This window comes from Staphylococcus sp. FSL W8-0056, assembly GCF_037963075.1.
Taxonomy (GTDB): domain Bacteria; phylum Bacillota; class Bacilli; order Staphylococcales; family Staphylococcaceae; genus Staphylococcus; species Staphylococcus aureus.
The window spans coordinates 2,561,273-2,573,454 of sequence record NZ_CP150142.1 but is presented as its reverse complement, the minus strand read 5'-3'; the positions used below and the strand labels follow the sequence as shown (position 1 = coordinate 2,573,454).

Sequence of the window (12,182 nt, the reverse complement as noted above, 5' to 3'; positions counted from 1 at the left end):
CAAAATATTCAGATATTTAAGGTATAGTTAAACGCACTACCATTAGTGATTGGCAATGCGTTTAAATGTCGTTTTAAAAGTTCTTATGTTGAATATTATTTTTTTAAGTCTCTCGATTAGTTTGTCATCAATCTTTTTTCGAGACATGGCCTTTTGATTCAATCGGCGGTTCCGTGTTATCACTGACAACTTTAGTTGTAGCTTCATCTTTATGTATTTCTTCGTTAAATCCTTCAAGGTTTTTAGTCGTGGGATTTTTAACCTCAGGATGTTCCATCATGTCTTGACTATCAAGTTCCTTTTTACACGTGTCTTTATGTGATGCTTGATTTGCGTTCCCTTTACTTTTTTGAATAGTGGTAGTATCTGCTGCAGCTACTAATTTTTTTCTACCTAAAATAGATATGGCTGAAACAAACCAGAGTATTGCAGATACAAAGTTGCATAATACTAAAGCAATAATAGCCAATACAATTAATATGACACCTTTTGAAATCCTTTCTTTAAATAAGTCAGATGCCAATACGATGACAGGTACGATTGAAAGTATAATTACAAATATAGAAATTATTGCCGATATAACTATTGTTACTATTAAATAATCAGCTCTGCTACCTGATAATAAATAGAAAAGGCCGAAAATTAGTCCATAGCAAATTACAAACCCACATAAAGTTATAGCCATGAGTACTATATAAGCTATTTGAAAATATAAACCTATCTTTATGAATGATTTTTCTACATTTTTTTCCATGTCTATTCCCCATTTATTTAATATTTATACTTTACCTTAATATACCTTATTTTATTTAATTTTTATATGCAAAATACAAAAATGGAGAACTTCAATATTTATAAAATATCAAAAGTTCTCCACACTATATTGTTTTATTATATTTTCGCTATCAATACGCTAAATCATCATATTTCCCTCAACATCACAGTAAAACTATTGCTCCACCAAGTATACTTTTTCAGTATAGCATCTCATATTGGCAAACTTATCTGCTAAAAACTGCTTCCAATTACGCAGTTGTTCAACATCATCATCTTGTTTAAGTAATGCCAGTGGTACTTGAAGATTAAGACATCGTCCTGAAATATTAAAGCGTGTCACACCTGCTGGCACAGTTTCCCCTTTATGAACAACCGCTTCAATTTCCTTATAACTCAATGGCTGATACTTCATGAGTACATCTTGTTGAGAAAGACAAGGATATGTACCTTGTGCAATTCTCTCTACAGAACAACAACCACTATAACTTGCGACAACCTTTTCCCATACTTGAAAATGTGCTTCGCCTAAATCTTTCGTATACAAATATTGTTCTGTATCACCATGACACATCGTAATAAATGGCGCTTCTTGTCTTGTCTCAGTAGTCCATGGCAAGCGATGTTCTTGTTGTAACGTTTCCCACCACACACCAAATGGAACTTTATGTTGCCATGTACTAATTGAATATTGTGTTTCATGGATTTCTTGCACTGGAACTTTCTTACATCCTAACGCTTTCAAACTTGTATACCGATGCACACCATCTATAACCATATATCTACCATGTTGCATCGCTGTCACTAAAATAGGATGACGTATAAAATCATCTGCTTCAATACTACTTTTCGTTTTTTCCAATCTTAAAGGTTCGAATGTTTCGTGAAGATCAATCTTATCTACTGGTACCAATTTTAAATGTTCATGAATATGATTCAATAGTTATTCATCCTCCTTTGTTTGCGTTAAATAAATAAATTCAGGATGTGGATGGCTTAAGAAATCGTGATGTGAAATAGACCATCCGTATGCACCTGCATATTTGAAAACAATAACGTCGCCTGTACTGATTGCGTCTATCTGTACTTCTCTAGCAAAGACATCTTTCGGTGTACATAATTGACCGACTAACGTTGTGTCCTGTCTCGAAATTGAAACTTTTTCAAATGAATATGGATTGTCCTTATAACGATAAATTTCAAAAGGATGGTTATGCTGCCAAGATACCGGCAGTCTAAATTGTTGCGTACCTCCTCTTAAAATGGCATACCAAGCACCATGCACTTTCTTAATATCTAGCACTTCTGTCACATAGTAACCAATATGTGCCACAATAAAGCGCCCACATTCAAAGTTCAATGTCACATCTTCCATTTCTTGCTCAACGATAAGTGTTTTAAAATTTTCTACAAAATTATCCCACTCAAATTGGCTAGTTAAATCTGCATAGTTAACGCCTATGCCACCACCAAGATTGATATGTTTGAGTGGAAATCGATGTTTTTCAGACCATGATTTTGCTTTTTTAAAATAAAGTTTCACTACATCGACATGTAAATTCGAGTCTAAATTGTTAGAAATAGAATGAAAATGAAAGCCATCTAGATGAATATTTGGCATTACTAGCGCAGCTTCAATGACATCATCAACTTCGTCTTCAGAAATACCAAATTGTGTTGGGCGTCCTGCCATATGCAACGTTGCATTGGGAAATGGTCCTGCTAAATTAACACGCAATAAAATGTGTTGTGTCTTATCTTCATCTTCTAAGATGGCATTTAGCCGTTGTAATTCATGCATACTTTCAACATGAATACGCTGAACACCTTCACTTACTGCATATCTTAGTTCCTCGTCTGTCTTACCAGGGCCACCAAAAATAATATGATTTGCTGGTTTAAAAGCAAGACCTTTTGCTATTTCACCTTGAGATGCAACTTCGAATCCTTCAACATACTGACTAATTGTATCTAGGATTGTTCGTTCACTATTTGCTTTCATTGCATAGTACATTTGACAATTACTCGGCAATGACGATGTAATATGTTGCAAATGATGTTCCAGTCCGACTAAATCATAGATATAATGACAAACTGGATGAGATTGTGCTTTTAATTGTTCAATAACAGGTTGAACTATACGCATTAGCCATCATCCCCTTTCTGTTTAGACGTCGCTAGAGATGCACTTAAATGGCGATATATTTTTCCGCGATCATCACCTAAAATAAATGTTTGTACACCTTGTGCCTGCCATTTTGCAATATCTTCATCTTCACGTGGTAATGCACAAAAATGTTTACCATGTGCATTCACAACCTCAAAAATATGTTGAACATGTGATGTTACTTGATCATCACGCGTTTGCCATGGTATGCCAAGTGACTGCGATAAATCTGCGGCACCTTCGACTATCATGTCTAAACCTTCGACTTGAGCTATATCGTCAATGGCCATAACCCCTTCAACATCTTCTATCATGGCAATCACCATAATATGCTCATTAGCCATCTCCATTGCATCAAGTAATGGTGTACGTCCAAATCTTGCCATGCGACCACCATTCAAACTTCTTAATCCTTGCGGGTAATAACGACTTAATTTCACAATATGCTCAACTGTCTCACGATCTTTAACGTGTGGCACAATAATACCTCTCGCACCCATATCTAACACTTTAATGATATCTCTATCTATCACTGCAGTGACACGTACAATTGGTATAATATGCGCTGCTTCAGCTGCACGAATTAAATGCGCTAGTGTCTCATCATTAATCGCCACGTGTTCTGTATCAATCACAACAAAGTCATACCCGCTTGCTGCGATAACCTCGATCATCAATGGGTCCGGTATAGAATTAAAAATGCCATAAACTGAATCACCATTGTTTAATCTATGTTTCAGAGATAGTTGTTGCATCATTGATACCTCCTACACCTAATGGATTTGTAACATGATGAATTCTTAACTCGGAGTCACTTAATAATCGACGTGTCGTTAACTTTTCAACTTGAATCGTAGGTTCAAACAAATCGAAATGTTGATAGTTATTCAACTCTGGAAATGCTTCTTGATACGCCTCGATAATGTCTTTAACCCATTGCCATTGTCGCTGCTCATCGATACCATATTGCTTTTCAATAAATAAGATGATTTCGGCGATATTAATAAAGAAAAATGCATCATGTAAAAAGTCGCGTACTAAACGTTCGTCATCTGTTTCAATAAATGAATTACTATTCACTTTTTTATGTGCTTCTGGCATTGGCTTTAATGTCAGGTGTGAAGCTGCTTCACTTAAATGCTCACGCTTAAAACGAACACCATCGTGGAAATCTTTTAAGGCAATACGTGTAGGCCAACCATTTTCATGAATGAGCATCATATTTTGTGCATGCGATTCAAAGGCAATACCGTGATAATAAAGCATATGAATCATTGGACGAATCGCTACAGCTAAAAATTGCTTTGTCCAAGCTTCAGAACCATATTGTTTAATCCACTTTTCAATGAATGGTAAACCATCCTTATCACTTGCATAAAGTGCATTAAATGGTATCGCATCCTCTTCATCGATTAACATATGATATATATTTTCACGCCATATAACACCTAACGCACCATAAACTTGAGTTTGTTTATAAGGCGAAAGTTGTGTATTTAAATAAGACTGTCCTAAGACTTCCCCTAGAAAAACTGTCTTTAATTCATCTTTTAAATACATATCTTGTTGCTGTATCTGCTTTAACCAATCCGTAATTTGCGCTGCATTTTCAATTGTATGAGGCGCCAACACTCGTTTCGTTGAAGTGTTCGTTATACTTATTGGTACCTTTAAATAATATTTTGTCGTGTCTATTGGCGACATCGTACGAATCGATTGTTGAGGGTGATATAGCTCATCACTTTCCCCTAACCATAGTACTGTGCCATTAAGCCTTTCTTCAGCCAAATCAACTTGGATGACATGTTCAAACTGCCATGGGTGTACAGGTATCATCTCAACATCATTTACATGTTTGCCAGACGCTTCAATTTGCTGTACAAAATGTTCATAAGTCTTATCGCCAACTTGTTGACGTAACATTTCGTTAACTACAACATTTCTTGATACCGTCGTTTCTACTTTATCTTTGTCGATAGCTAACCACTGCAGTTTAACGTTTGGTACAAAATCAGGACCAAATTTCAAATTATCACTCAACGTAAATCCTAAACGTGATTTGTAACTTGGATGATACTGATGCCCTTCCATCGCATAAAATTCATAGTCGTTAAATGTCTCAGGTGTTGCTGGTGGGTTTGATTCTCGATACTGCATACTTTGTGTATCTTTTAATTCTGTCTGTAATAACTCAACAATAAATTGTTCTAGCTTTTCATCATTTTTAGGAAATGTAAATACAGCCTCTCTCAATAATTGTGTATAGTCTGTTGTTGTATCTGCCTCATCTCCTACGACACGCTCAATTGGTGATGTGATACGTATACGATCAAAGCTATGTGTCTTTTCAGCAGTAAAACGATACTCTGAATCATGTCCTTCTATTGTAAAATGACCGACACCGTCTTGATATGACGCTTTATACACAACAATATTCTCATAAATAAGTGATGATACCAGTTGATGCATTACTCTAGTCTTTACACGATTAAGAATTGTTTGATTCACAATACGATACCTCCTTGTTATAACAAATTGGATTTGGTATATGTGTATAAATAGGGTTTGCACCACAATCATTCAATTTACTCATCAAATTCGCTTTAGCCGCAATGGTCGGCGTTTGATATAAATCTTCTACACAGTCAACAAATACTGCGTTATTCGCGTATTCTTTTTTCCAAGTCATAAGACGATGCGCTACAAGTTGCCATAACACAACTTCATTTCTAGTTGCTTTACCAATAGTTGATACTAAATGTCCTAAGTGATTTACTACAACATAATATTTAAGACGATGCCATGCTTCATCATGTGCATATACAACAGGGCTTGATGCTGCCACAACATTTGGCACAAGCTGTTTTTCAGTAGCAATCGTTCTAGATAGACAAATGCCTTCAAGATCTCTGACAAAGCATACGTCGGGTATGCCATCTTTTAATTCAATTAATGTATTTTGTACATGTGCTTCTAGACTAATGCCTGTGTTACTAAACAACTTTAATATCGGCAATAATGTACGATCCAAATAACATTCAAGCCATGCTTCTGGTGCTAAACCACTTTGCTCAATCACTTGTGCTAACTTAGAGATCGGTGAATCAGGCATCGTTTCAAATAATGACGCCAATACATGAATATCTTTATCAGCATGGTAATTCGGTATCCCTTCACGAACAATCATGGCACTATTTGTTAATAAATCCATTTCAGGTTCAACTGTTTGCCCTAATGGATTCGGTAACAATGCACGATATCCTTCTTCAAACATCAATTTAAAATGGGGTGTTTCAACCTCATCTTTGACTGATGCGATAACTTGCGCGGCATCAATTGTCCGTTCAATTTGTTCAAGATCATTCGTACGTATAAAATTAGTAATTTTAACGTGTATCGGTAATTTTAAATAAATGTTTAATGCTTTTGAAAATACAGTTCTAACCGAAGACGTCGGGTACACTAAATCACCGGAAACGCCAAGGTCTTTTATTAAACCTTGTTCACTATATTGCATATACTGTGGATGCTGTCGCAACACATTGATTTGATAAGGATGTGTTGGTAATAAAATAAAATCTTTGGGTATCTCTGATATATCTATGTCTGCTAATTGATACAACACTTTCTCAACCTGATCTTCTTTACCTTCTACATAGCGCGTGAGCAGAACATCTTGATGCACAGCTAAATAATGCAATTGGAATGATGTATGACATTCGGGTGCATATTTCTCTAAATCTGCTTCTGAAAACCCACTTGCACTCTTAGGAGTCGGATGAAATGGATGACCTAAGTATAAAGATTGTTCTGAAACGATATAACGATCCTCTACGTAGTCTATTGTGTTACTTTGCAAATAACGCGCCGTGCGATGAATGCTATTATCGATGTCAGACATAATTTGCGCCATATGTTGTTGCACTGCCGTTTGATTATCTGCACTTTGAGCCATATGTTGCAAAATACGCGCAATTGCTTCTTTATAAGTTGTTATTTTTTTACTTTTTCCATCGATAAGCCATACCTCTGGATGATACATATGATGCCCCATCGCAGACCAATAGCGAAATTCACCCGTTAAAGTTTCGAGCTCTGATAATTGTATAGACCATTGATGATTTTGAGGTGGTACTTGATATAAATTTTCTTCTCTAAAATATTCATTTAAAATGCGTTCGATAGCCGCATACGCTGCATGTTGTATTAATTCTTTATTTTGCACTTTTTTGTTTCAACTCCCATAATTTCATTAATGTGTGATCGTTGATTTGATTAGTGATGGTTGAACAAATTAAAAATAAACTACTTACTGCAAATACTACGCCCATAACGATAAACGTAGTAGCTGGTGTAGTATAACTTGTAATGGCAGCGCCACTAAGACTGCCAATAATTTGACCAACAACTAACATACTGTTCGTCGTTCCAACAAATGTGCCTTTAAGTTGTTGATGACACGCATTCACGACAACAAACATGACACTTTGAATCAATGCACTATATGTTAATCCTTGAAGTATTCTTGCAGCCATTAAAAACTCTATATTCGTCGCTAAACCTTGCAGTATCGCACTACAACCACATGCAATCGTGGCAAATATATATACTGATTTAACATATGATTTATCATTAAAGCGTCCCCATAAAGGCGCGCTTAATATCGAAGCCGTCCAAAATGCGGACTGTAAAAATCCAATCACACTACGGTCATCTATCGCTGTATGATTCACTGATGAAGCAAGTGGTGATAATGCAGTTAGCATGCCATACATAGCAAAGTTTGCTAAAACGCCAACGATAATAAATCGACATGTTTGTTGTGTGCATAATAGACATTGAAATGAACGGCGAATACCTTTATTAATATTTGGTGTTTGTGATTTTGGCATATGTGTCGTTTCAATCAATTTTAATGCACCGAAAATACAGACAATAAAAGTAATAACGGCAATACTCATCAGTAACGCACTAAAACCTAATATCGAAGCTGTAACACCGCCAATTAATGGCCCCACAAGAGACCCTGCGCTGACTGAACTTTGCAGTCTTCCTAATACCTTTCCACGATCTTCAGCTGGCGCCTCTGCACTCGCAAACGCACTTGATGCATCAACAACACCACCAAATAGTCCCTGCAATAACCTCACAAGTACAAACTGTAATGGTGTCGTACACAATGCCATTAAAAATAAGCATACCGCCAAACCAAGTAACGCTCTTAAGACCATCCATTTTCGGCTGATCTTATCACCTAGCTTCCCCCATATCGGCGAAGCTATCATCGTCGTTACAGCTGGAGCAGCAATCGCTATACCACTCCACAACTGTATTTCTACGACTGATAGATTTTGTAGTGATGCCATATAAATTGGCAATAATGGCACAAGTACTGTCAGTCCAGCAATCGCTATAAACTGACTGAGCCATAAAATGCGAAAGTTACTGCGCCATATAGACTGATTAATCATATGTCACCATTGGATTTGGTACGGTAGTTAAACCTGAAGGCATACTACCTCCACCACTATCACGTTGATATAGCAATGGTAATAAAATTTGTTTGAATGGCCACGTCTGTTTATCAAATAAAATGTGTCTGACAGCTAGCTGATCAGTTGTAACCCAGGAAATAGTTGCCACTTCATTTTTTAAAATTTGTTTTAACAACGACATAAGTTCATGCTCACTTACACCAAATAAATCTTGAATTGCATCAATAATGGCATATAGATTTACCGATACAGCTAATGTTTGAAAATAAGCAAAGAATGTTTCCAAATCCTCATTAATTAGCGTATTAGGTGTATCTTCTCTGACGACATACTTCGGCAATGAAAGCTGATGTGCTGTTAGCCATGGTTTATAAATTCTGACAGTATCATGATCACGTAACACGCATTTTTGTACACGTCCATCTTCAAATGACAACAATATATTTTGACCATGCAACTCTGGTAATGCGCCGTATTGCATAAATGATAGTGTTACCTTTAAAAAGACTTGCGCGATATCTTCAAATAACGTCATGACATCATTTTTAGAAATATTATCTTTTCCACAAATCATTTGATATAAAGTGCGATCATTTGCCGCGAGTGCTGCCATTGACACTAGCTGTTGCGTATCATTTTTGGCTAGCACTTCGGGATACTTTCTTAGCTGAACAGTTAGATGACCTAATTGATCTTTGAAAATATCATTATCTTGACCCATATATGACCACCAAGCTGTTTCATCACAAACCATGACATACTTAGCTAGTGCTTCATCTTTTTCTATAAGCTGACGTAATAATTGTTCTGCTTGTTCTCCGTTTTTCATGTAACGCGTAGGCGTTAGCCTTAATGCGCCTAATGACTGCATTGCAAATGGTACTTTGACATGGTTATACGGTGCGCCAATATCAATTAATGAACGCATACTTGAAGACGACAGATAATCTCCAAATTTTAACGGTAATAGTACAACCAACTTTTCACTAATCTCTGTCGCAAAGACGTTCGGCAGAATATGCTGATATTGCCAAGGATGTACCGGAAATAGTACATAGTCATCTATTGATAACCCTTGATCATTTAACATGTCTGTCGCTTGTTCTTTTATAGGTACTGTCAAATTTTCTAATTCATCGATATTTGCAGTATCGCCATGAATCATATGTGTCTTTTTAACTGCTGCAACCATTAAAGGAAATGATTGATTTAATTCAGCTTGATACACTTGATAATCCGCTTCTCTTAATCCTCTTTTTTCTTTAGCTAATGGATGAAATGGACGATCTTTTAAACTTGCAAACTGCTCTGACATCACAAAAGGATGTGACGCTAAATCTAATTCTGATAATTGTTTAGCAAGCTGTGTGGCAGCAGTAGTCAGTCCTTCTTCAACGCGAGCCACTTCCCATTCATGACTTAGATCACAATTCATATTAGCAATTGTTTGCCAAAATTCAGCTGCCGTTAAAGGTTGCTTAGACACCCTTCCCTCTATCGTAATTGGTTGTGAACTTTCGTAACGAAACATATTTAAAGCACTAAAATAAACAGGTATCTTTATTTGTTGTGTTTCACGTTCGTATATCAAAAGCGTTTGTCCGTTTTCTTTAGTAATCTCACTATTCGATACAATTCCGGCTATATCTTCAAATAATAATGCATCAACTAAATCTCTTAATATTATCGCTTGTGCTGTATTGACTGCTGTATGATTCTGCAATGTTCAGACACCTCGCATTCTTAATATAGGTTCAATGTTGTCCCAATATTTTGTTGTTGTGCCTGTTGATAAATAAAATAAGCACTTGAAATATCTTCGATAGCCATACCCATCGGATTAAGTAATATGATTTCATCATCGTCTTCACGTCCTGGTATGTCACCTGTCACAAGTTGCCCTAGTTCAGCATGAAGTGCTTCTTTGCTGAATTTACCTTCTAACACCAATTGGTTAATAGTTTTCTTTTCTCGATTACATTGTGACCAGTCATCTACTACGACTTTGTCAGCTTTAATAAAGACTTCTTTATGCACATCCATGATAGAAATGTTGCTAATAAATGCACCCTTTTGTAACCAATCATATTCAATGTATGGTTGATCCGTTACGGTACATGTAATGACTACTTCACCATTTGATACTGCTTCTTTAGCATTTTCTGTCGCAATAAAATTAATTTCCGGACGCTGTTGTTGCCATCTATCAACAAAGCGTGCACATGCTTCAGAGAATTGATCGTAAACAAACACGCGTTTAATATGATCGAATTGCTCTAACATACTTTGTAATTGCTTGTCTCCGATTAGCCCGCAACCAATGATTGTTAAGTCTTTAAATCCTTTTTTAGCCAAATGCTTAGCTGCAATCACTGAAACTGCTGCAGTACGCATACTACTAATTAAACTTGCTTCCATAACTGCAATTGGATAATTCGTTTCTGGATCATTCAAAATAATGACACCACTTGCACGCTCCATATTACGTTTCGATGGATTGTCGTGCTTACTACCTATCCACTTAATACCTGAAATTGCGTGTTCACCACCGATATGACTTGGCATTGCAATAATTCGATCTGCGATGTGTCCATTTTCAGGATCCTGTCTTAAATACGGCTTAAGCGGTTGTACAAAATCATTGTGCGCATGGGCTGTTAATGCTTCTGTTAATGCGTCCACATAAACTTGTGAATGATTACCTCCCGCTTGTTCAATATCTGATCTATTTAAATACAACATCTCTCTATTCATTCTGATTTAACTCCTTGTCTTGATTTCATTTTTTCTAACCATGTATCTGAATAAACTAAATCTAAGTAACGATCGCCTCGATCTGGTAAAATCGTGACAATTGTTGCACCTTCTTCAATTGACGTTATCAACTGCTCAATCGCTGCAATAATCGAGCCTGTTGAACCTCCGGCAAATATGCCTTCATAATCAATCAGTTTTCGACAGCCCAAAGCAGATTGATAATCATCTACATGGATCACTTGATTAATTTCTGATCTATTCAATATTTCGGGTACACGACTAGCACCGATACCAGGTAATTCTCTATTAATAGGTTTGTCACCAAAAATGACTGACCCTTTCGCATCAACAGCAACAATTTGTGCGTTTGGATGCACTTCTTTTATTTTTCTACTCATACCCATAATGCTACCTGTCGTGCTGACTGGCGCGACAAAATAATCTATAGGTTGCTTAATTGTTTCAACAATCTCTGTGCCTGCACCATGATAATGGGATTGCCAATTTAACTCATTCGCATATTGATTAATCCAATATGCATCGTCAATAGTGGCTAACAGTTCTTGCACCTTTGCAATACGAGTCATTAAATAACCCCCATGTGCATCAGGTTCTTCAACCATTTCTACATTGGCACCATAACTTTTAATAATTTTCAAATTTGTTGGTGATATTTTAGGATCAACAACACACGTGAGTTTTAATCCCTTGATTTTAGCTATCATTGCCAACGCAATGCCTAAATTACCAGAAGTACTTTCAATTAAATGTGTATTCTCAGTGATTAAACCATGTTTAATACCATGTTCAATGATGTACTTGGCAGGTCGATCTTTCATGCTGCCTCCAGGATTCATATACTCTAACTTTGCAAACACTTCATGTTTCGGAAATAGTTGATGAAGTTGAACCATAGGTGTTTGCCCTACAGAATCTAACAATGAATCGTGACATGCTTGACTTTTTTCAATCAAAAGCGCTTCCTCCTC

General features: G+C 36.5%; 10 protein-coding genes. All 10 read right to left on the bottom strand.

Annotated elements, in window-relative coordinates; genetic code table 11:
* Positions 1-127: 127 nt before the first annotated feature.
* Positions 128-754, bottom strand: a complete 627-nt coding sequence (locus tag NSS86_RS12945; RefSeq protein ID WP_000414629.1) for an MFS transporter — start codon at positions 752-754, stop codon at positions 128-130.
* A gap of 195 nt (positions 755-949) precedes the next feature.
* Positions 950-1,714 carry a bifunctional transcriptional regulator/O-phospho-L-serine synthase SbnI gene (gene sbnI / locus NSS86_RS12940; RefSeq protein WP_001015549.1) on the bottom strand — a complete coding sequence of 255 codons (765 nt, stop codon included), beginning with the start codon at positions 1,712-1,714 and terminating at the stop codon, positions 950-952.
* A 3-nt stretch (positions 1,715-1,717) separates the two neighbouring features.
* Positions 1,718-2,920 (bottom strand): staphyloferrin B biosynthesis decarboxylase SbnH, encoded by a 1,203-nt coding sequence (gene sbnH, locus NSS86_RS12935; protein ID WP_001223713.1) that lies wholly within the window; start codon positions 2,918-2,920, stop codon positions 1,718-1,720.
* Positions 2,920-3,696, bottom strand: coding sequence for a staphyloferrin B biosynthesis citrate synthase SbnG (gene sbnG / locus NSS86_RS12930; RefSeq protein ID WP_001186804.1), 777 nt, complete (start codon positions 3,694-3,696; stop codon positions 2,920-2,922). Before sbnG ends, sbnH begins: the two co-directional genes overlap by 1 nt.
* Positions 3,671-5,521, bottom strand: coding sequence for a 3-(L-alanin-3-ylcarbamoyl)-2-[(2-aminoethylcarbamoyl)methyl]-2-hydroxypropanoate synthase SbnF (gene sbnF / locus NSS86_RS12925; protein WP_001795344.1), 1,851 nt, complete (start codon positions 5,519-5,521; stop codon positions 3,671-3,673). Before sbnF ends, sbnG begins: the two co-directional genes overlap by 26 nt.
* Entirely contained in the window at positions 5,430-7,166 is a 1,737-nt protein-coding gene (sbnE, locus tag NSS86_RS12920) for an L-2,3-diaminopropanoate--citrate ligase SbnE (protein WP_001179886.1), read from the bottom strand. The genes sbnF and sbnE overlap by 92 nt, the downstream gene beginning before the upstream one ends.
* The gene (sbnD, locus tag NSS86_RS12915; RefSeq protein WP_000610051.1) at positions 7,156-8,412 is read right to left on the bottom strand and encodes a staphyloferrin B export MFS transporter; all 1,257 of its coding nucleotides are present in this window, start codon (positions 8,410-8,412) and stop codon (positions 7,156-7,158) included. The genes sbnE and sbnD overlap by 11 nt, the downstream gene beginning before the upstream one ends.
* On the bottom strand, positions 8,405-10,159 hold the full coding sequence (gene sbnC, locus NSS86_RS12910) for a staphyloferrin B biosynthesis protein SbnC (RefSeq protein WP_001179385.1): 1,755 nt from the start codon (positions 10,157-10,159) through the stop codon (positions 8,405-8,407). Before sbnC ends, sbnD begins: the two co-directional genes overlap by 8 nt.
* A gap of 20 nt (positions 10,160-10,179) precedes the next feature.
* Positions 10,180-11,190, bottom strand: a complete 1,011-nt coding sequence (gene sbnB, locus NSS86_RS12905) for an N-[(2S)-2-amino-2-carboxyethyl]-L-glutamate dehydrogenase SbnB (protein ID WP_001078461.1) — start codon at positions 11,188-11,190, stop codon at positions 10,180-10,182.
* Entirely contained in the window at positions 11,187-12,167 is a 981-nt protein-coding gene (sbnA, locus tag NSS86_RS12900) for a 2,3-diaminopropionate biosynthesis protein SbnA (protein WP_000570808.1), read from the bottom strand. The genes sbnB and sbnA overlap by 4 nt, the downstream gene beginning before the upstream one ends.
* Positions 12,168-12,182 lie beyond the last annotated feature (15 nt).